Source organism: Acidovorax temperans (genome assembly GCF_028596105.1).
Classification (GTDB): Bacteria; Pseudomonadota; Gammaproteobacteria; order Burkholderiales; family Burkholderiaceae_C; genus Acidovorax; species Acidovorax temperans.
The window spans coordinates 2,098,459-2,118,813 of record NZ_CP117193.1 but is presented as its reverse complement, the minus strand read 5'-3'; the positions used below and the strand labels follow the sequence as shown (position 1 = coordinate 2,118,813).

13 protein-coding genes and 1 pseudogene are annotated in these 20,355 nt (G+C 65.5%); 5 read left to right on the top strand and 9 right to left on the bottom strand.

The features are described 5' to 3' along the window. Positions 1-97: 97 nt before the first annotated feature. Both PQV96_RS10065 and PQV96_RS10060 read left to right on the top strand, forming a co-directional pair. The gene (locus PQV96_RS10065; protein WP_273625164.1) at positions 98-3,244 is read left to right on the top strand and encodes a bifunctional diguanylate cyclase/phosphodiesterase; all 3,147 of its coding nucleotides are present in this window, start codon (positions 98-100) and stop codon (positions 3,242-3,244) included. Positions 3,245-3,642: 398 nt separating this feature from the next. After that, on the top strand, positions 3,643-5,535 hold the full coding sequence (locus tag PQV96_RS10060; RefSeq protein ID WP_273625163.1) for a propionate--CoA ligase: 1,893 nt from the start codon (positions 3,643-3,645) through the stop codon (positions 5,533-5,535). Between the two features lie 48 nt (positions 5,536-5,583). Here the strand turns inward: PQV96_RS10060 and PQV96_RS10055 are convergent, their stop codons facing one another. The 5 genes from PQV96_RS10055 to PQV96_RS10035 form a co-directional block, all read right to left on the bottom strand. Beyond that, positions 5,584-5,898, bottom strand: a complete 315-nt coding sequence (locus PQV96_RS10055) for a GNAT family N-acetyltransferase (RefSeq protein ID WP_273625248.1) — start codon at positions 5,896-5,898, stop codon at positions 5,584-5,586. A gap of 234 nt (positions 5,899-6,132) precedes the next feature. Continuing rightward, the gene (locus PQV96_RS10050; RefSeq protein ID WP_273625162.1) at positions 6,133-9,975 is read right to left on the bottom strand and encodes an EAL domain-containing protein; all 3,843 of its coding nucleotides are present in this window, start codon (positions 9,973-9,975) and stop codon (positions 6,133-6,135) included. A gap of 310 nt (positions 9,976-10,285) precedes the next feature. Beyond that, complete coding sequence (locus tag PQV96_RS10045) at positions 10,286-11,188, bottom strand: DMT family transporter (protein ID WP_273625161.1); 903 nt, start codon at positions 11,186-11,188, stop codon at positions 10,286-10,288. A gap of 190 nt (positions 11,189-11,378) precedes the next feature. Continuing rightward, a complete protein-coding gene (locus PQV96_RS10040) occupies positions 11,379-11,888 on the bottom strand; it encodes a methylated-DNA--[protein]-cysteine S-methyltransferase (protein WP_273625160.1) in 510 nt (169 codons plus the stop codon). A 50-nt stretch (positions 11,889-11,938) separates the two neighbouring features. Continuing rightward, on the bottom strand, positions 11,939-13,510 hold the full coding sequence (locus PQV96_RS10035; RefSeq protein WP_273625159.1) for a DNA-3-methyladenine glycosylase 2 family protein: 1,572 nt from the start codon (positions 13,508-13,510) through the stop codon (positions 11,939-11,941). Between the two features lie 242 nt (positions 13,511-13,752). Here PQV96_RS10035 and PQV96_RS10030 point away from each other — a divergent pair, with 242 nt between their 5' ends. The 3 genes from PQV96_RS10030 (at position 13,753) to PQV96_RS10020 (ending at position 17,131) form a co-directional block, all read left to right on the top strand. Beyond that, positions 13,753-15,141, top strand: a complete 1,389-nt coding sequence (locus tag PQV96_RS10030) for a phosphomannomutase/phosphoglucomutase (RefSeq protein WP_066691026.1) — start codon at positions 13,753-13,755, stop codon at positions 15,139-15,141. 135 nt (positions 15,142-15,276) lie between these two features. Beyond that, positions 15,277-16,647 (top strand): 3-deoxy-D-manno-octulosonic acid transferase, encoded by a 1,371-nt coding sequence (locus PQV96_RS10025; RefSeq protein ID WP_273625158.1) that lies wholly within the window; start codon positions 15,277-15,279, stop codon positions 16,645-16,647. Between the two features lie 148 nt (positions 16,648-16,795). Beyond that, positions 16,796-17,131 (top strand): hypothetical protein, encoded by a 336-nt coding sequence (locus tag PQV96_RS10020; protein WP_273625157.1) that lies wholly within the window; start codon positions 16,796-16,798, stop codon positions 17,129-17,131. A 335-nt stretch (positions 17,132-17,466) separates the two neighbouring features. Here PQV96_RS10020 and PQV96_RS22350 read toward each other — a convergent pair. The 4 genes and pseudogenes from PQV96_RS22350 to PQV96_RS10005 form a co-directional block, all read right to left on the bottom strand. Next, positions 17,467-17,742: pseudogene (locus PQV96_RS22350) on the bottom strand (BLUF domain-containing protein); the annotation flags it as partial. A gap of 125 nt (positions 17,743-17,867) precedes the next feature. After that, entirely contained in the window at positions 17,868-19,217 is a 1,350-nt protein-coding gene (locus tag PQV96_RS10015; RefSeq protein ID WP_273625156.1) for a TolC family outer membrane protein, read from the bottom strand. A 60-nt stretch (positions 19,218-19,277) separates the two neighbouring features. Then, positions 19,278-19,619, bottom strand: a complete 342-nt coding sequence (locus PQV96_RS10010) for a rhodanese-like domain-containing protein (RefSeq protein ID WP_044402582.1) — start codon at positions 19,617-19,619, stop codon at positions 19,278-19,280. Between the two features lie 21 nt (positions 19,620-19,640). Beyond that, entirely contained in the window at positions 19,641-20,354 is a 714-nt protein-coding gene (locus tag PQV96_RS10005; protein WP_198847324.1) for a protein-L-isoaspartate O-methyltransferase family protein, read from the bottom strand. Between the last annotated feature and the right edge of the window lies 1 nt (position 20,355).

The following is a 20,355-nucleotide window of genomic DNA, read 5'->3' as shown; positions in this document are numbered from 1 at the left end:
TCCAGCAGAATGGGTAGATGCCCGCTTTGACGGGTGAGGGCGTACAGGCCAGACTTGTCCAATCACCCAGATCAATATTCCCCCCGCACGGTTCTCCATGGTGTCCCTTCTATCGCACGGCCGTTATCGCCCCTGGTTGGCGGGCTGCGCCGTTGCGGTGATGGGCTTCATCGTCAGCTATTGGGCGGTGCTTCAGCAACGTGAGTCTGTGGGAATCATCGAGCAGACGCGCTTTACTCAAGAGGCCAAGGCGTTCACAGACGCGCTGGGTCAGCGCGTGGCAGCCAACACCGAGATCGTGTTCGGCTTGCACAGCCTTTTTTCCTTGAATCCATCGCTGGGGCGCGCTGACTTTGATCGGGTGGTGACGGAACTGGACGCGGTGCGGCGCTATCCCGGCGTGCGCAATCTGGCCTTCACCAAGCGCGTGTCGCGCGAGGACAAGGCCGCCTACGAAGAGTCGGTTCGCAACGATCCATCCCTGGCGCCCGCGCACAGAGCCTCATTTGCGATCCGCCCCGCGGGCGAGCGGGACGAGTATTTCGTCGTGCACTACATCTGGCCGATGCGCAGCGATGCCGAGATGCTGGGGCTGGACATCAGCGCCCAGCCCGCCAACCTGGCCTCCATGCATTTCAGCCGGGACAGCGGCCGTCCGGTGGCGTCCGCCCCCTTCGACCTGATTCAAGAGCGCGACCATCGTACGGGCTTTGTCATTCGCATTCCGGTGTTTGGCGCGCCACAGCCAGGCAATGCGGCGCAGCGTCCGTTTCTCGGGGCGGTCGCGGTCACGCTCCGGGTGTATGACATGGTTCGCGCTTTGCAGTCGCAGGGCTACCTGCAGGGGCTGTCGGTGGCGATTGAAGATGCCGGTTCTGTGCGTGTGCCGGCGCAAGAGGGCACCAGCCGCTCGTTGCTGGCGCCCACCGCTGAGGCGCTTGCGGGTGCTCGGCCTTTGACCAGAGAGCTGGAAGTGCACAGCCGCCTGTGGCGACTGACTTTTCTGCCCACCCAGTCCCTGCTGTCGCCCTCAGAACAGCGGCTTCCCTGGGTGGCGGGCGCGGCCGGGGGCATCGTTTCTGTGCTGCTCGGGTTGCTGACCGCCATGCTGGTGCGCCAGCGCACCATCGCCTTGGTCCAGGCCAAAGCATCGGACAACGCCCGCCGCCAAAGCGAGGAGCGTTTTCGCGCCTTGTTCAACCAGGCCGCCGTGGGTGTGGCCCAAGTCGATTCCCACACAGGGATCATCCAGCGCATCAACCAGCGGTACTGCGACATCATCGGATACTCGCCCGCAGAGCTTGAGGGCCGCAGCTTGCGCGAAATCAGCCACCCTGACGACCAGCCTGCGGGGTTCGCGCAAATGGAGCGGCTCAGGGCTGGGGACATCGCAGAGTTCCGTATCGAGAAGCGCTATTTCCACAAAGACGGGCGCGAAGTGTGGGTGGACCTGACGGTGACACCCATGTGGTCGCAGGGCAGTGACCCCGACTATCACATCGCCATGGTGCAAGACATCACCGCGCGCAAGCAGATGGAAGAAACGCTGCGCGGCAACGAGCAGCGGCTGCTGAACATCCTGCAGCGCTTGCCGCTGGGCCTGTGCCTGGTGCAGCGCGATGGGCGCATGAGTTTTCGCAACGAGCGATTTGTGGAGATCTGCGGTTACACCGAGGAAGACATCTCCACGGCAGAACAATGGTGGCTGAAGGCCTACCCTGACGTCGAGCTGCGTGCCCGCCACCGTGCGGCCTGGAGCAGTGCGTTGACGCAGGCGCACAAGTCGGGTGGTGTCATCCAGGCAGCTGAATATTCCATCCAATGCCGGGATGGACAGCAGCGCACGGTCGAGATTGCAGGCGTGCTGGTGGGGGACGACCACCTGCTGACCATGGTGGACCTGAGCCAGCGCAAAGCCGCTGAAGAGGAGATTCGTTACCTCGCCTTCTACGACCCGCTCACGCGCCTGCCCAACCGGCGCCTGCTGATGGATCGCCTTCAACAGGCCCTGGCCACCAGTGCCCGGCATCAGCGCAGTGGTGCCTTGCTGCTGCTTGATCTGGACAACTTCAAGACCCTGAACGAAACCCAGGGCCACGACCGGGGAGACACGTTGCTGCTGCAGGTATCGCACCGCCTGCGCGCCTGCGTGCACGAGGACGACACCGTGGCCCGCCAGGGCGGGGACGAGTTTGTGGTGGTGCTGGAAGACCTGGGCGATACCCGCGAGGAAGCTGCCGCGCGCGCAGAAGAGGCCGCGCAGAAAATTCTGCTGGCACTGCGCGAGCCCTACACGCTGGATGGCGAAACGCACCACAGCTCGCTCAGCGTGGGCATCACCATCTTCAGCGGTATGCGTGAGACGGTGGATGAGTTGCTCAAACGGGCGGATTTGGCCATGTACCAGGCCAAGTCCGCTGGCCGGGATACCCTGCGCTTTTATGACCCCCAGATGCAGGCCGCCGTCAGTGAACGGGCGGCGCTGGAGCTGGACATGCGCGCAGGCCTGGCGCAAGGGCAGTTTGAGCTGTACTACCAGCCCCAGGTGGACAACGGCCGCATTACCGGCGCCGAAGCCCTGTTGCGCTGGCGGCATCCGCGTGATGGCTTTGTGTCGCCCGCCCAGTTCATCCCGCTGGCGGAGGAGTCGGGCCTGATCCTGCCCATCGGTGAATGGGCGCTGCAAGCCGCTTGCGAGCGGCTGGCGCTGTGGGCGCAGCAGCCCGATCTGGCGGGGCTGACCCTGGCGGTGAACGTCAGCCCTCGTCAGTTTCACCAAAGCGGCTTTGTGCCGCAGGTGCTGGCCGCCTTGGCCCGAACGGGGGCAGAAGGCAGTCACCTCAAGTTGGAGATGACGGAAGGTTTGCTGCTGGCCGACGTGGAAGACACCGTTGCCAAGATGGCCACGCTGCGCAGTTACGGGGTGGGCTTCTCGCTGGATGATTTCGGCACCGGCTATTCCTCGCTGGCCTACCTGAAGCGGTTGCCGCTGACCCAGCTCAAAATCGACCAGAGCTTTGTGCGCGACGTGCTGACGGACCCCAATGACGCCGCGATTGCCCGTACGGTGGTGGCACTGGCCAACAGCCTGGGGTTGGGCGTGATTGCAGAGGGCGTGGAGACTGAGGCGCAGCGTGCCTTCCTGGCCCGAAACCATTGCCACAGCTGGCAGGGCTACCTGCTGAGCAAGCCCATCCCTGCTGCAGATTTCGAACAACTGGTGCGCGACTACAACCAGGGCTGATGCCACGGGTAATGGCCGTTCGAGCAGGCGCTTGTGCAAGCGGTATGGCGGATAAGCGCCGTGGCGACGGATAAGGGGAGGGCTAGGGATGTCCTGCATAACTCCCTGCGGTCTGTGATAGCGCGGCCTCGGGCAGTCCACTGTGTTGCTTTTCTTGCCAATAGCCCGGCTATTGGCTGCAAAAAGATGCCTTGTGGCCCATCCCGATCCGCACTATCACCGACTCGCGAGGGTTATGCAGGACATCCCTAGCGTCAGTTTGCCGCAAGCACGTTATGAATAATTATGAATTAAAAACTTTGGGTAAATAGCGCGCGCGCTTTTTCCAGTGTGGGCCGTCTGCTGCGGCGTGTGCCTTGTGCCCCTGGCCTGGATCGTGAGATGAAGGAGACAAACCAATGACCCGCTACGCTGACTTTTACCGCCACTCCATCGACAACCGCGATGCCTTCTGGGGGGAGCAGGCGGCGCTCATTGAATGGAACACCCCGCCCCAGCAGATCTGCGATTACAGCAACCCGCCGTTTGCCAAGTGGTTTGTGGGCGGAACCACCAACCTGTGCCACAACGCGGTAGATCGGCACCTGAAGGCCCGGGCTGACCAGCCAGCACTGGTTGCCATCTCCACCGAAACAGACACTGAGCGCAGCTACAGCTATGCAGAACTGCACGCAGAAGTGCAGCGCATGGCCGCTACCTTGCAGGGCCTGGGTGTGAAGAAGGGCGACCGGGTCCTGATCTACATGCCCATGATTGCCGAGGCCGCTTTTGCCATGCTGGCGTGCGTGCGCATCGGGGCCTTGCATTCGGTGGTGTTTGGCGGCTTCGCCTCGGGCTCACTGGCGTCCCGCATTGAAGACGCAGAGCCCGTGGCGGTGGTCAGTGCCGATGCCGGTTCGCGTGGTGGCAAGGTGGTGCCGTACAAGCCCCTGCTGGACGAAGCCATTGCCCTGTCGGCCCACAAGCCTGCCGCTGTGTTGATGGTCAACCGGGGGCTCGCCCCCATGGACTGGCAAGCCGGGCGCGATCACGACTGGGCCAGCCTGCGAGAACAACATTTGAACGCCAGCGTGCCTTGCGAATGGGTGGAGTCCACGCACCCCAGCTACACGCTGTACACCAGCGGCACCACCGGCAAGCCCAAGGGTGTGCAGCGCGACACCGGCGGATACGCCGTGGCGCTGGCCGCCAGCATGAAGCATATTTTTGATGCGCAGGCCGGCCAGATCTACTTCGCCACCAGCGACATCGGCTGGGTGGTGGGGCACAGCTACATCATCTACGGCCCGCTGATTGCAGGCATGACCACCATCATGTACGAAGGCCTGCCCACTCGCCCCGACGCTGGTGTGTGGTGGAGCATTGTGGAAAAGTACAAGGTCACGCACATGTTCTCGGCCCCCACGGCCGTGCGTGTGCTCAAGAAGCAAGACCCCAGCTGGCTCAAAAAATACGATGTCTCCAGCCTCAAGGCCCTGTGGCTGGCGGGAGAGCCCTTGGACGAGCCCACGGCGCAATGGATCAGCGACGCGCTGGCTGTGCCCATCATCGACAACTACTGGCAGACCGAAACTGGCTGGCCTATTTTGACCCTGGCCAACGGTGTGGAGCAGCAAACCACGCGCTTCGGCAGCCCTGGCAAGGCCATGTACGGCTATGCGGTGAAGATCGTGGATGAGTCCACCGGCGAAGAGCTGACCGGCCCCAACCAGAAGGGCGTCGTGGGCATTGAAGGCCCGCTGCCACCCGGTTGCATGCAGACCGTGTGGCGCGATGACGCACGCTTCGTCAACACCTACTGGAAGAGCATCCCCGGCCGTTTGCTGTACAGCACGTTTGACTGGGGGATTCGCGATGCCGACGGCTACCACTTCATTTTGGGCCGCACGGACGACGTGATCAACGTCGCCGGCCACCGTCTGGGCACCCGCGAAATCGAAGAGAGCATTGCATCCCACCCCAATATTGCCGAGGTGGCGGTGGTGGGCGTGGCCGACCAGCTCAAGGGCCAGGTGGCCATGGCCTTTGCCGTGGCCAAGGATGCCTCGGGGCTCGACTCGGACGCGGCCCGTCTGAAGCTCGAAGGCGAGGTCATGAAGCAGGTGGACCACCAGCTGGGCGCCGTGGCTCGGCCTTCGCGCGTGTACTTTGTGAACGTGCTGCCCAAGACCCGCAGCGGCAAGCTGCTGCGCCGTGCGCTGCAGGCCGTGGCGGAGCGTCGCGACCCGGGGGATCTGACCACGATGGACGACCCCGCCGCGCTGCAACAGGTGAAGGATCTGGTGGGTTGAATCTGCGACCTGGCACGGCGCGCAGAGCGCTGTGCTCAATCGGCCCATTCACTGCGGTGGCCGGGCGACAAAGGCTTGTTGGCCATGCCGTTCAAACCCTGACTGCTCGTAAAAGCGCAGGGTGTTTTCGTCTTTCCGACCAGTCATCAGCATGACTTTGTAGCAGCGCGCCTGCCAGGCATGGGCAAGAGCGTGCTGCAGCAGCGCACGCCCCCAGCCCCGGCCCTGGCCCCTGTAGGCTGATGGCGTCACCACGTTCTCAATGACGCCGAAAGGGCGGCATGCGCGCGTCAGATTCGGGATGATGGTGAGCATGCAAGACGAGATCAATTGGACCCCATCCCATCCGCCAAAGTATTGAATGCGCGGGTTGGCCAGCGCTTCTGCTCACACGGCTTGTATCTCGGGGGCAGAGGGGCGCGGGTCGTCGTGTTCGTGCAGGTGGGTGTAGCGCCCGAGCAGAGGAGCCAGGTCGTCTGCGCGCAGTTCGCGGATGTTCAAAACCAGTATCCCGGAATTGCTGTCTATTTATTTGCTATTAAATTAATAGCTGCTACCGCTTATGGATTGGGCGTTAGGGCGCTATTTTGGCTGGATTTAAACCGGCCGGTTCCGATGCCATCCCGCAGGTGGCTGCCAGGTGCGCGTCCATCCCACAAAGTCTTCAAGCGGCATGGGTTTGCCGATGCAGTAGCCCTGGGCCTGGGGGCAGCCCAGTTGCAGCAGCATCTGGCCTTGCTCGATGGTTTCCACCCCTTCGGCAATGACGCGGTAGCCAAACGAGCGTGCCAGGCCAATCACGCCCTGGACGATGGCCAGATCTCCGGGGTCGTTCATCATGCCGTGCACAAAGCTCTGGTCGATCTTGAGCGTGTCCATGGGCAAGCGCCGCAGGTACGTCAATGACGAGTAGCCGGTGCCAAAGTCGTCCAACGACACCGCCACCCCCAAGGCCCGCAGCGATTCGAGCGTGCCGGTCACAGCGTGCAGGTCATACAGGGCCGCGCTTTCGGTGATTTCGATCTCCACCATGTGCCCCGGCACACCTGGGTGGCGCTGCAGGCACTGCGCCACCCAGGTAGCAAAGTCGTTTTGCTGCAACTGCTGGGCGCCCACGTTGATGCTCATGGGCAGCTCAATGCCCAGCGCTTGCAGCTTTTCAAGCTTGTGCAGGGCGGCTTCGATGACCCACTGGCCGAAAACGATTTCCAGTTCGGTGCCTTCGATGAGCGGCAAGAACTCGCCGGGGGCCAGCACGCCGCGTTCGGGGTGCCTCCAGCGTACCAGCGCTTCGGCACCCACCACGGTGCCCATGCGCATGTCCACCTTGGGCTGCAGGTACAGGGTGAACTGTTCTTCGTCCAGTGCGTTGCGCATGCGCTGGGCCTGCTCGCGCAGCAGCTGCACCGCCCGGTCCTGCACGGCATCGAACAGGTGAAAGCGGTTGCGCCCCGCCTGTTTGGCAGCGTACATGGCCTGATCGGCGTGGCGCAGCAGGGTATCGGCATCGGCGTCGTCCGACGGGAACAGGGTGTAGCCAATGCTGGCGGTGACCACCACGCATTCAGAATCCAGCGGGTAGGGGGCGGCCACGCTTTCCATCACGCGGTGCAAACGGGTTTCGCAGTCGGCCCGTGATTCCAGTCCGGGCAGCAGGAGCACGAATTCATCACCCCCCAGGCGGGCCACGCAGTCGTCCGAGCGCAATGCACGCGACAGGCGCCCAGCCACGGCCATGAGCAGGCGGTCGCCCGCACCGTGGCCGAAGCGGTCGTTGACGGGCTTGAATCCATCCAGATCCAGGTAGGCGACCCCCAGCAGGGTGCCGTGCTGGCGCGCGCGGGTCATGGCCTCTTGCAGCCTGCGCGCCAGCAGCACACGGTTGGGAAGGCCGGTCAGTGCATCGAAGTGGGCCAGCTTTTGCAGCAGCACCTCCTGCTCGCGCTGCGGCGTTACGTCAATGGCCACCCCCAGCATGCGCTGCGGGGTGCCCCGCGCATCAAAGCTCACGATCTTGCCCAGATTGCGCACCCAGCGGGGCTTGTCGCTGTCCGTGCCTTCTAGGCGCCAGGTGGCATCAAACGGTGTGGCTGGGTGGGCAGCGTGGCGTGCGATTTCAGCCGTGATGCGGTCCACATCGTCTGCCGACACGGTCTGCGTCCAGCTCAGGGGCTCTGTGCTGGCAGCGGGGCCGCTGTTGCCCAACAGGGCGCGCCAGCGGCTGTCGCCGGTCACGGTGCCGGCTTGCAAGTCCCAGTCCCACAGTCCCAGCGATGCGGCCGAGATGGTGAGTGAGAGCAGTTCCTCGCGCTCGCGGATTTTCTCTTCGGTGCGCTTGCGGTCGGTGATGTCCTGGACCGAGAACATCCAGCACGGCTCGCCGTCAAAGTCTGTCATGCGCATGGACTGCAGCACCGTGCGCGGCGGGCCGTTCCTGGGGTGGATGATGACTTCGTAGCCGTTGAGCTGGCTGGTGAGTGCGGCCGCCCGGATGAGGTTCTCGCGATCGGCCGGGGTGAGCACGCCCATGTCGATCGAGGTGCGCCCCAGGGCCTCGCTGCGGGGAATGCCGAGCAACTTTTCCCAGGCGGGATTGACTTCCATGTACTGCCCATCGCTGCAGCGCGACAGCCCCATGGGAAATGGCATGAGCTGGAAGATGCGGGAGAAGCGCTCTTCCGACTGGCTCAGGCGCAGGCGCGCGCGGCGGGCTTCGTCAATGTCCTGCGTCACGCCCCGCAGCCGGACGACGCGGCCGTGTTCCACCACCGCCTCGCAGCGGGCCCGGACCCAAAGCTTGCGGCCATCGGCGCGCAGGATTTCCAGATCCATGCTCTGTTCCTGACGATGTGAGACGCAGTCGTGGAGCTTCTGGCGCAACTCGGCCTGGTATTCGGGGGCCACATACTGCACGATGTAGTTTTCTGGCAGTGGGGTTTCCGCGGGCAGACCGTGGATTTCAAAGCACATGTCTGACCAGTACAGCAGCCCCTTGGTCAGGTCGTACTCCCAGGCGCCCAGCCTTGCCAGGCGGCCAGCTTGCTGCAGCAGGCCGTTGCGGGTTTGGAGTTCTTCGCTGATGCGCTCGGCCTCCGTCATGTCGTGGAAGACAAACACAAAGCCTTCTTGCCCGTTGATGTGCACCGGCCGTGCCGAGGTGAGCCCGGACACGGTGCTCCCATCCTGGCGCCGCGCACGCATGGGCAACTGGTGCGCCTGCCCGTTGCGCAGCACGGCGTGCAACAGCCGGGTGTGTTCATGCGGGGTGGCCCACAGGTTCAAGCCTTGCGAAGTGCGGCCCAGCACCTGATGGCGCGGCAGGCCCAGCAGGGCGCACAAGGCGGGGTTGGCTTCCAGCAGGCGCCCGTCGTTCATGCTGGCAATGCCAGCGGGGTCGGGCAGCGTGAGGTAGATGGTGTTTGATTTCGCTTCGGAAGCGCGCAGCGCATCCTCTACCTCGTGGTGGGCGGTAATGTCCACATCCATGCCAGCCAGACGCACCGGGCGGCCTTGGGCGTCGCGCTCGGCCACCGCACCGCGCGACATGATCCAGCGCCACTGCCCGGCGTTGTTTTTGACACGAAACTCGGCTTCGTACGAGTCCTCCAGACCCATGCGCGCGCGGGCGAGGTGGCTGGCCGTGCGTTCCGCATCCGCCGGGTGTCGCCGGGAAAACCAGCGTTCCCACAAGTCAGGGGCACTGGTGTCGTCGATGCCAAATGCGTTGTAGAAATGCCCCTCGCAGCGAAACTCCTTGCGCTGCACCAGCCATTCCCAGCGCCCGCCGTTGAGCGAATCGAGGGTCAGGCGCAGTTGCTCCTCCCGCTGGGCCAGGGCTTCGTGGGCCTCACGCAGGGCGTGCATGGCGTGCACGCGCCCTGCCAGCAGCTGCCGGCCCGTGCCCAGCAGCAAAATGCCCGCCCCGTGGTACCAGGGCAGCCGCACCAACGCATCTTGCAGGGAGGAGGGCGCAGGGGCGGCGCCACTCACTACCAGGCAGGCGTAAGTGACGGGTGGCAGCAGGGCTGCCAGCACCAGCATGCTGACCCACAGGCGCGCGGGGCGGTCGTCTTGCTGCGCATACCAACGTGTAGCAGCGCCCGCTAAGAACGCGCCCGCCAGCACGCTGATCGCTGCGCCCCAGGGCGGCTGGGGGATGGCGAGCTGGGCCGCGAGCGCAATGGCGGCGGAAACCAGGGCCGCCAAAGGCCCGAAGTACAGCCCCAGGAAGGCCGTGGCCGTGGGGTGCACCACCACGCCCATGCTGTCCGAGCCTGAGCGCAAGCTCAGCAGCACCAGAGTAGACACCCCGCCACCGACCACGCCCGCAATCAGCTGGCTGCGCCGGCTGGGGCGCAGCAACTCGCCGGGCTCCAGCCAAGCCAGTGTGATGACAACAAGAACGAGCAGGCCACCAGCCAGCAGCAAAAAAGAAATCATGAAACCGGTGGGCGTAGGCGGGCGTTGAAACCATCCTCTGCCCATGATTCGGGTTTCTGACCACAGATGCCCGCAGGGAAAAACGCAGGCGGCAAGAGGGCCTGTTCAAAAGCGTGGAGGGAATGCACAAGAGCCAGAGCGGGAAGGGAGCAGAGGCGCATTGGACAGCCCATGGCCTGAACTATTGGATGGCGCTGCCGCGCAAAAAAGTGCCTTGCAAGGCGCTGAACCGCATGGCGGGGGCGACACGGGGCGGCGGGGCGCTTCTACAACAAGGCTTCAAACAGGTTCTGGGCACCATCCCCCGAGTTTAGGCGCTCTCCACCCGTTTGGACCGGGGCCACAGCCTTGTGACAAGCCCGGTTGACAAGAGCGTTCCGCCCACGATGACCACCGCGCAGCCCAGCATCCACGGGGTCACGGCTTCGTTCAGGAACAGGCTGCCGTACAGCACGGCAAACAGCGGCGTGATGAAGGTGACTGCCAGGGCGCGGCTGGGGCCAGCGCGTTCAATCAGACGAAAGTACAGGATGTAGGCCAGGGCGGTGCACAGCAGGGCAATGGCCCCGATGGCGGCCCAGGCCCGCAGCCCTGGTGTGTGTGCGGGCCAGAACCACACGGTGGGCAGTGCCAGCGCCAGCGCTGCGCCCAACTGGCTGCCGGTGGCGGTGGCAATCGGCGGGATGCCCATGAGCCTGCGCCGCGCATAGCTGGCCGCAATGCCGTAGCAGCACGAGGCCGCCAGACACGCCGCAATGGCCCAGCCCGCCTGGTCCGACTTGACGCCCACGCCCGCAGGGGCCCGCCATGCCAAAAGCGCCACGCCCACAAAACCCAGCGCCAGGCCCAGCCAGCGCAGCCGGTTGATGCGGTCGCCCAGCCACAGCCAGGCCACCAGCGCGCCAAACAGCGGCACCGTGGCGTTCAGGATCGACGTGAGCCCGGTGGCGATGTGCATGACCGCCCAGGAAAACAGGGCGAACGGAATGGCCGAGTTGACCACCCCCGCAAGCAAGATGGGGCGCCAGTGCTGGCGCAGCGCAGGCCACTGCCCCTGGCGCAGCAGCACGGGCCACAGCAGCGCCGTGGCCATCGCCACCCGCAGGCCTGCCGTGGCGATGGGGCCAAATTCTGCGGCCCCCATGCGCATGAAAAGAAAGGAAGCGCCCCACAAAGAGGCCAGAAAAACGAATTCGCCCAACCATGAAGACATGGGCGCCTGGGAAGTCACTGTCACGCGGGGTGCTTTCTGTGCGGAGGAAGGCCAGCGGGGTGGCTGAGCCCGTTGTGGAGTGGGCCCAGGCACATGCCGCTTTCGCCCTTCAGCGGGGCGAGCCCTGCATTGTCGTGGTTTGCGGGGCGTCTTGTCGGGCTCAAAAGGCGGCTGCCGGTGGGAGCGGCTTTCAAGCCATACCTTGTTCCAGCGCCAGCAGGGCTGCCTTGCGCGGCAGGCCGCCGGCGTAGCCCGTTAGGCTGCCGCCGCTGCCCAGCACCCGGTGGCAGGGCACCACCACGCTGATGGGGTTGCGCCCCACGGCCGCAGCCACGGCACGCACGGCGCTGGGGCGGCCGATGGACTGGCTCAGCGCCGCATACGTGGTGGTGTGCCCGCACGGCAACGCCAGCAGAGCCTGCCACACGGCTTGCTGAAAGGCGGTGCCGGCCGACAGGTCCAGCGGCAAATCAAACCCCCTGCGTTGGCCTTGCAGGTACTGCTGCAATTGGGCTGCGGCTTGCTGCAAGGTGGGGTGCTGCGGCGCGGGTGCCCAGGCAGACTGGCCGAGCAGTGCGGGCGGAAAGTGCTTTTGCCCCTCAAACCACAAGCCCGCCAGGCCCTGCGCAGTGGCGGCCAACCAGACGGGGCCCTGAGAGGTGGTGATGCAGGTCTGGACGGTGTCAGGTGCGTATTTCATAAAATATGAGTCAAAAAGGCATTGAGGCCAATGGCAGTAAGCGCTACCAGCTATTGATTTGATAGTGATTGCGATGCTGGCTGGGGATGTTCGGCCGCGGGCGCGGTTCCTTCCAGAGTGGCCCACGCGCGCACCACGGCATAGCTGCGCCAGGGTTGCCAGCGCAAAGACGCCTCGGTTGCCGCCTTGGCTGGCTGCTTTTGGCCTTGCACCCCCAATGCCTTGTGCAACGCCACGTCGCCCGCCACGAAGGCATCGGGCCAGCGCAGCACCCGCATGGCGATGTACTGCGCCGTCCAGTCGCCAATGCCCGGCAAGGCGCGCAGGGCCTGGGTGGTAGCCAGCACATCGGCGCTGCCGTCCAGCACCAGGTGGCCTTCGTCCACCGCGCGGGCCAGGGCCACGATGGCCGCCTGGCGCTGGCGCACGATGCCCAGTTGCCCCAGCGCGTCGCCCTCGGCCCGCGCCAGCACAGCGGCTGCGGGAAACAGCCGCTGCAGCTCGGGCCAGGGGGTGTCGATGGGCTCGTCAAAGCGCTCCACCAGCCGCTGGCCCAGCGTGCGGGCGGCGGCCACGGTGATCTGCTGGCCCAGCACAGCGCGCACGGCCAGCTCCAGCCCATCCCAGGCGCCGGGCACGCGCAGGCCGTCGCCTTGCGGAAAGTCGCCATGCAGCACGGCGTTGATGGCGCCGGGGTCCGCGTCCAGGTCCAGCAGGGCGCGCACGCGCCGTATCACGGCGGGCAGCGCGGGGTAAAGGCTGTCGCTGGTTTGCAGCAGCACCTGGTGGCGGGGCAGGTCGAACTGCGCCTGCACCCAGCCGGTCAACACGCGCGAGCCTGCTGCTTCGTGGACTGTGAGCCGCACGGTGCGGCGCAGGCAGGGCGCCGCGCCATCGGCCTGGGCCCACTCCACCCCGGCAAACTGCCGCTTGGCAAAGAACGCTAGCAGGGCCTGGGCATCCAGCGGGGGGCGGTAAGCCAGGCGCAGTGTGCCTGTAGCGCCTTCGCCCGCAACGGCACCGCTGCGCCGCAGGGCCGTGGGGCTCAAGCCATAGTGCTGGGCAAACGCGGCATTGAAGCGCCGCACGCTGCCAAAGCCACTGGCCAGCGCCACCTCGGTAACGGGCAAGGGGGTGTCGGTCAGCAGCTGCTTGGCCGTCAGCAACCGGCGGGTTTGCAGGTATTGCAGGGGCGACAAGCCCAGCTGCGCCTCAAACAGGCGCCGCAGGTGCCGGTCGCTCACGCCTAGCCGTTCGGCCAGCGGTAGCGCGCCTTGCAAGGCATCGGGGGCATCTAGCAGGCGCAGTGCGTGCTGCACCAGCAAATGCCCGGCATCTTGCGTGGACCAGATGAGCGAGGCTGGTGACACCTCCGGCCTGCACCGCAGGCAGGGCCTGAAACCGGCTTTTTCCGCCTGGGCCGCCAGGTCAAAGAAGCGGCAGTTCTCGCGCTTGGGCGTGCGCACGGCACACACCGGGCGGCAGTAAATGCCCGTGGAAGTGACGCCTGTGAAAAAGCGCCCGTCAAACCGTGCATCGCGCGCGCACAAGGCCATGTAGCGGCCTTCGTCCTGCTCGGTGGGCGGGGCAGCGTCGGTACGGGCAAGGTGGGGCGCGGTCATGGGGTCATCATAGGCCGCAGGTGCGCAAACACTGGCCGTTTTCGGACATGTGCCTTGGGCGCTACGGGCGGGAGATTCGCTGGCCCTGGTGGGCGCGCCGGCGGCTTTCAGGGGCGGGCACTTGCGCCGCGCACCTACAATCCAGCGGTCTTTTGCCGGGCACCATGGCCGCCCAGCTTCCGGGGCCGGCTTGATCGGTCAGGCCCTGGTTTCCCCGAACTTTTTCCTTGAAAGGCCCTTACGTGCAAACAACGCCCGCCATCTTCAAAGCCTATGACATTCGCGGCATCGTGCCCTCCACCCTGAACGAATCGGTGGCACTGGGCCTGGGCCGGGCGTTTGGCACGGCGGCTCGTGCGCAGGGCGAGCGGGTGGTGGCGGTGGGGCGTGACGGGCGGCTGTCTGGCCCCGGTCTGGCTGCAGCCCTCATCCAAGGCCTGGTGGAAGCGGGCCTGGAAGTGATCGACGTGGGCATGGTCACCACGCCCATGCTGTACTTCGCGGCGCACACGCTGTGCACCAGCGGCATCCAGGTCACGGGCAGCCACAACCCCAAGGACTACAACGGCTTCAAGATGGTGCTGGCAGGCCGCGCCATTTATGGCGAGGAAATCCAGGCCCTGCGCCGCACCATGGAAGAGGAAAGCTGGCAACTGCAGCCCGGTGGCAGCGTGCGTCAGGCCGATGTGCTGAGTGCCTACCGCGAGCGCATCGTGAGCGACGTGAAACTGGCCCGCCCCATGAAGGTGGTGGTGGACTGCGGCAACGGCATTGCGGGTGCATCGGCCCCGGCCATCTTCCGCGCGCTGGGTTGCGAGGTGATTGAATTGTTCTCCGAGGTGGATGGCAATTTCCCCAACCACCACCCCGACCCCAGCAAGCCAGAAAACCTGCGCGACCTGATCGCCGCCTTGCAGGCCAGCGATGCGGAACTGGGCCTGGCGTTTGACGGCGACGGCGACCGGCTGGGCATCGTCACGAAGGACGGCACCAACATCTTCCCCGACCGCCAGATGATGCTGTTTGCGCAAGATGTGCTCTCGCGCGTGCCCGGCGGTGAGATCGTTTTTGACGTGAAGTGCACCCAGCGCCTGGCGCCCGCCATTGCCCAGGCGGGTGGTGTGCCGGTGATGTTCAAGACCGGCCATTCGCTCATCAAGGCCCGCATGAAGGAAACCCACTCGCCCCTGGGTGGCGAGATGAGCGGGCACATTTTCTTCAAGGAACGCTGGTTCGGTTTTGACGACGGCACCTACGCGGGCTGCCGTCTGCTCGAAATCCTGAGCCGCAGCGCAGACCCCAGCGCCGTGCTCAACGCTCTGCCCACCAGCCACTCAACACCCGAACTGAATGTGACCTGCGCCGAGGGCGAGCCGCACCGCCTCACGGCCGAGCTGCAAGCCCTGGCGACCAGCGCCTTTGCCGCACCTGCGCAGATCAACACCATTGACGGCCTGCGCGTGGATTGGCCCGATGGTTTCGGCCTGATCCGCGCCAGCAACACCACGCCCGTGCTGGTGCTGCGTTTTGAAGGCCATACGCCCGAAGCGTTGCACCGTATCGAGGCGGCCATGCTGGCCCTGCTGGAGAAGGTCAAGCCCGGTGCACAGATTGGCGCCGCCAGCCATTGACCTCGGATGGGTTTCGTCTGCATACGGACGAGGCCACTCCGTGCACCCTTTGCTTGTGAATTCCATTTTTTCCCCGTCCCGGCCCAGCCGAGGATTTGCCCGGCGTTGGCTTTGGGTGCGTGAGGCCGTTGCACCATGAGCTTTGCCCGCGCGTTGTACAGCGCCATTACCTGGGGGGCTCAGCCTTTGCTGCGCCGCAAGTTGCGCCGCCGCGCGCGTGCTGAGCCCGGGTACGCCGTGGCCGTGCACGAGCGCTTTGGCCGCTATGCCCGGCCCCTGGACAGCTTGGTGGGGCACAGCGGCATGGATGCGCTGGGGCGCTTTGTGTGGATTCATGCGGTATCTCTGGGCGAAACGCGGGCGGCAGCCATTTTGCTGCGCGAGTTGCGCGCGCAACTGCCGGGCATGCGCCTGCTGCTCACCCATGGCACGGCCACGGGCCGGGCAGAGGGCGAAAAGCTCTTGCAGCCTGGTGATGTGCAGGTATGGCTGCCCTGGGACACGCCCGGCGCCGTGGCGCGCTTTCTGCGGCAGTTTCGCCCCGCCATTGGCGTGCTGATGGAGACGGAGGTCTGGCCGAATCTGATTGCTGCTTGCCAGCGCAGGGGCGTGCCCCTGGTGTTGGCCAACGCCCGCTTGAACGACAAGTCCTGGCGCGGCGCGCGGCGGCTGGCCCCTTTGGCGCTGCCGGCCTACCGGGCACTGACGGCCGTGTGGGCACAGTCGCAGGCCGATGCCGAGCGGCTGCAAGACCTGGGTGCGCCGGTGCGCGGGGTGTTTGGCAACCTGAAATTTGACGTGGTGCCCGAGCCTGCGCAGATCCAGATGGGCCAGCGCTGGCGCATGCTCGCGGGCCGCCCGGTCGTCATGCTGGCCAGCAGCCGCGAGGGCGAGGAAGCCATGTGGCTTGAGTTTTTCAAGTCAAAACGCCCTGTAGGCCAATCAGATCAAGCGCAGGCTGCTTCGAAAAACGTAGCGAACGTTACTTTGCCAGAGGTTCAATGGCTGATCGTTCCGCGCCACCCCAACCGGTTTGACGAAGTGGCGCGGCTGCTGCAGGACGCTGGCCTGCGTGTGGCCCGGCGCAGCGCCTGGCAGGGGGATGTGCCCGTGGCTGCAGACGTGTGGCTGGGCGATTCGATGGGTGAGATGGCCGCCTATTACACGCTGGCCGATGTGGTGCTGCTGGGCGGCAGTTTTGCCCCCCTGGGCGGGCAAAACCTGATCGAGGCGGCCGCCTGCGGCTGCCCGGTGGTGGTGGGGCCGCACACCTTCAACTTCGCCGAAGCGACGGAACTGGCCTGTGAAGCAGGTGCCGCCTGGCGCACCCCTGGGCTGCCTGCTGCGGTAGACAAGGCGCTGGCCCTGGTGCAGCACCCGCACGACCTGGAGAAAGCCCGCGCAGCCGCCACTGCCTTTGCCCAGGCCCACCGGGGTGCTGCGCGCGCCACGGCCCGCCAGGTGGCTGACCTGCTGGGCGTTGCAGCTTCGTCGGCCAAAGACTGAAGGCTGCTGGAGTTGCTGCGGCCGCACCGCAGTGCCAGCCTCGGCGCGCCAACGCAGGTAAGCAGGACCCCCAGGTGCGCCGCAGTACCTAAGCGGTCGCCCAACGGTGCGCTTCTGGGGCGGGGGGGTGGTCTGCAGCATGGTGGCGATGGCAGCCCAGATGGGCTCGCCCGACAAAACAGACGCCCCCAATTCCGTGGTGGGCAGGCGCGCCTCGGCCGCGAGGGCGGCGAAATGCTGCGAAAGGTCATCACTGAGCCTGGAGTTCACCAGCAGCACCTGGGGGATGGAGTACAGCATCGCCGGATGCCGCATGGCGTGCTCGACCAGCCGCAAGTCTTTGCTGGCGGCGTGGTTGCGGGTGAGCAGCACGGCCACTTCCACCTTGCTGAGCAGGGGGTATGACAAGGTGGAGTCCAGCAGATCCAGGGTGATGCCCACCATGCGCACCGCGCCCAGCGGGCCGGCCTCCACATCGACGTAATCGATGGGGAACATGTCCACCTCCCGACCGGTACTGGAGGCCTTGAGGGTTTGCGGATGGCCGCGAAAGCGGGTTGCCGCCTGGCTGAAGATGGGGTTGAACCACAGTAGCGAACTGCTGAACACCGCCACCTGCCGAACTTTGCGGCGCGGCTGCGCTGGCGCGCTGGGCTCGTTGGGGGCAGGCAATGCCGTGCTGGGCATGAGGAAGTACCGAAACAGGTCCGGTATGGCCGCCATGGAGTCCTGTGCGATGAACTGGTGCAAGCGCGCCAGGCGCTGCTGCATGTTTGTGGCGGGGGCAGGGCGCTCGACCACATTGGCGCTCCACTGGGCATAGCGCTGCCGCTTGATGGCCAACGACAGCAGCACGGTGGGGGCTGTGCTGCCCCAAAAGCTGCTGATGTGGTGCACCAGGCTTTGCACCGCAGACCGTTCACCTTCCACCAGATGCAGGTAGTACCCATCAGCCAACGCCAGCAACCCGGTCAGGCCGTGGCTTTGTGCAAGCGCCCGAGCCGACTGGATCAAGTTGCTCAGGGCCTCTGGCTGCGCAGCATCCGTTGGAACCTGGCCGTAGTAGCACACCAGGTAGAAAGGGTTCTTTGCCATGGATGCGAGGTGTTTTTGCGTAACGGTTCCCCGCGATTATGGGTGCCAAAGGCCCATGCAGGCCATAAGGCCTGTTAACAATGTTTTCGCGGGCCTGCCGCTGCCACGGCGGCAGGGCTGTCCGCTCAGGGCTGCTTGGCGGGGGCTAGCAGGCTGTTGATGCGTTGCACGTCTTCCAGGCCCAAGGTGCCTGCCGCCTGGCGCAGCTTGAGCGTGCCCAGCAGCACGTTGTAGCGGGCCTGGGCGAGGTCGCGCTTGGTCTGGTAGAGCTGGCTCTGAGCATTCAGCACGTCAATGTTGATGCGCACGCCCACCTGGTAGCCGAGCTTGTTGGCATCGAGCGCGGTCTGGCTGGAGGCTTCGGCCGCTTCCAGCGCCTGCACCTGGCCTTGGCCAGACTGCACGCCGAAGAAGGCCAAGCGTGTGGCCTGGGCCACATTGCGGCGGGCGGTTTCCAGATCGGCTTCGGCCTTGGTTTCCAGCGCCAGGGTTTCCTTCACGCGGTTTTGCACCGCAAAACCGGCAAACAGCGGCAGGTTGAGCGCCACGCCGATGCTGGCCACGTTGGTGCGGCTGTTCACGCCGAGGGCGGTCAGGGTGCCATTGGGGTTGCGCGTGATGTTATAGCCGGCCTGCAGGTCCACCGTGGGGCGGTGGCCGGTTTCGGCCTTTTTGGTTTCCAGGCGCGCAATGTCGAGTGCGATGGCGGCCTGCCGCACGCCGGGCTGCTGTGCCCGAGCGGTCTCGACCCAGTAATCCACGTTGGCTGGCTCGACCCGGGGCAGGGGCACGGGCTGGGCCAGTGGCACGGGCTGCGCGTTGGTCACGCCCACCAGTTGGTCGAGCGCCAGTTTTTTCACGCGCAGGTCGTTTTCGGCTGCAATTTCTTGCGCAATCACCAGGTCGTAGCGGGCCTGGGCTTCGCGTGAGTCGGTCACGGTGGAGGTGCCTACCTCGAAGTTGCGCTTGGCCGAGGCCAGTTGTTCAGACACTGCGGTTTTCTGGGCCTGCACGAAGGTCAGCGTGTCTTGCGCGGCCAGCACATCAAAGTAGGCCTGGCTCACGCGCACCAGCAGATCCTGGGTGGCCGCGTCCAGTTGCGCCTGGGCCACATCCACGCCGCGTTCGCCCTGTTCCACGGCAATGCGGTTGGCGGGGCGGTACAGCGGCTGCGATGCGTTCACGCCCAGGGTCTGGGTGTTGGCGGTGCGCTCCACGTCGGGGCGGCTGACGTCGGTTTGTGCGCGCGTCACCCCCGAGGTGAGGGCGGCGCTGGGGCGCAGCCCGGCCTGGGCCTGGTCAGCGCGGCGGGCGGCGGCTTCCAGCTGAGCGCGGGCGGCCTGCCACGTGGTGTCATAAGTGCGGGCAGATTCCACCAGCTCCATGAGGCTCTGCGCGTGCACGGGGGCGCACAGCAGGGCGCTCAAGGCGGCGCCGAGCGCCAGGGTCAGGTGAGTGGGCCGAAAAGCGGTCATGAAGGTCCTCAGAGTGTCTGCACAAAAGGGATGAAAACTGCTGGCCCCGGGGCCAAACCATCAGTAGCGGGGCACTGCGGGGTCGACTTCTGCCGACCAGGCATCGATGCCCCCTGAAATATTGGCCAAGTGTTCAAACCCGTGTTGCTCCAGGAAAGCCGCCACGTTCATGCTGCGCATGCCGTGGTGGCACAGGCAGGCAATGGGCTGGTCCTTGGGCAATTCGCCCAGGCGGGCGGGGATTTCTCCCATGGGGATGGCTCTGAGCTCAAACCCCTCGGCCCGCACACTGGCGGTTTGCAGTTCCCAGGGCTCACGCACGTCCAGTACCAGGGGCTGGGTGCCGGCGGCGTTGGCGGCAAACCAGGCAGCGAGTTGGGCTGGGCGGACGCGAGTGATCATGCAGAACTCCGAAGACAGGGTTTAGAACGAGAAGCTTGAAGGCTCGGGGAAGTTCACCAGGCGGGGGGCGATGGTGTCCCAGGGGGAGGTGGTTTCAAACCGGTCGCCCTTGCGCTGGATCACGGTGAAGCGCATCACGGGGTCAGAGCCCACGATGGCGCCCAGGCGGCCGCCGTCGCGCAGCAAGGACAGCAGGTTCTTGGGCACTTGCGCGACCGAGCCGCTCAGCACGATCACATCGAAGGGGCCGTCTGGCACGGCATCACGGGCGCCGTCACCCTGGCGCACTTCGGCGTTCTGGATGCCGGCGTTGCGCAGGTTTTCACGGGCCATGCTGGCCAGTGTGGGGTTGATTTCGAGGGACACCACGCGCTCGGCACGGTGGGCCAGCAGGGCTGCCATGTAGCCGGAGCCTGCGCCAATTTCCAGCACACGGTCGGTGGGCTGAACGCGCAGGTCTTGCAGGATGCGGGCTTCCACGCGGGGCTGCAGCATGCTGTGACCCTGGCGCACGGCCTCCTCCGCATCATTGCCCAGCAGAGGCACTTCGATGTCAGCGAATGCCAGGCTGCGGTAAGCGGCTGGCACAAAGTCTTCGCGGCGCACGACGGACAGCAGCTCCAGCACGTCGGCATCCAGCACGTTCCAGGGCCGGATCTGTTGCTCGATCATGTTGTAGCGGGCCTGGGCGACGGGGTCGCTGATGTTGGCGGACGTGTTCAGTGGCAAATTCATC

Coding starts and splice junctions, on each gene's coding strand:
- PQV96_RS10050 (WP_273625162.1), bottom strand. CDS start 9,975: ATGATTTCTTTTTTGCTGCTGGCTGGTGGCCTGCTCGTTCTTGTTGTC.
- PQV96_RS10035 (WP_273625159.1), bottom strand. CDS start 13,510: ATGACCGCGCCCCACCTTGCCCGTACCGACGCTGCCCCGCCCACCGAG.
- PQV96_RS10065 (WP_273625164.1), top strand. CDS start 98: ATGGTGTCCCTTCTATCGCACGGCCGTTATCGCCCCTGGTTGGCGGGC.
- PQV96_RS10015 (WP_273625156.1), bottom strand. CDS start 19,217: ATGACCGCTTTTCGGCCCACTCACCTGACCCTGGCGCTCGGCGCCGCC.
- PQV96_RS10040 (WP_273625160.1), bottom strand. CDS start 11,888: ATGAAATACGCACCTGACACCGTCCAGACCTGCATCACCACCTCTCAG.
- PQV96_RS10010 (WP_044402582.1), bottom strand. CDS start 19,619: ATGATCACTCGCGTCCGCCCAGCCCAACTCGCTGCCTGGTTTGCCGCC.
- PQV96_RS10020 (WP_273625157.1), top strand. CDS start 16,796: ATGGCAGCCCAGATGGGCTCGCCCGACAAAACAGACGCCCCCAATTCC.
- PQV96_RS10060 (WP_273625163.1), top strand. CDS start 3,643: ATGACCCGCTACGCTGACTTTTACCGCCACTCCATCGACAACCGCGAT.
- PQV96_RS10045 (WP_273625161.1), bottom strand. CDS start 11,188: ATGTCTTCATGGTTGGGCGAATTCGTTTTTCTGGCCTCTTTGTGGGGC.
- PQV96_RS10025 (WP_273625158.1), top strand. CDS start 15,277: ATGAGCTTTGCCCGCGCGTTGTACAGCGCCATTACCTGGGGGGCTCAG.
- PQV96_RS10005 (WP_198847324.1), bottom strand. CDS start 20,354: ATGAATTTGCCACTGAACACGTCCGCCAACATCAGCGACCCCGTCGCC.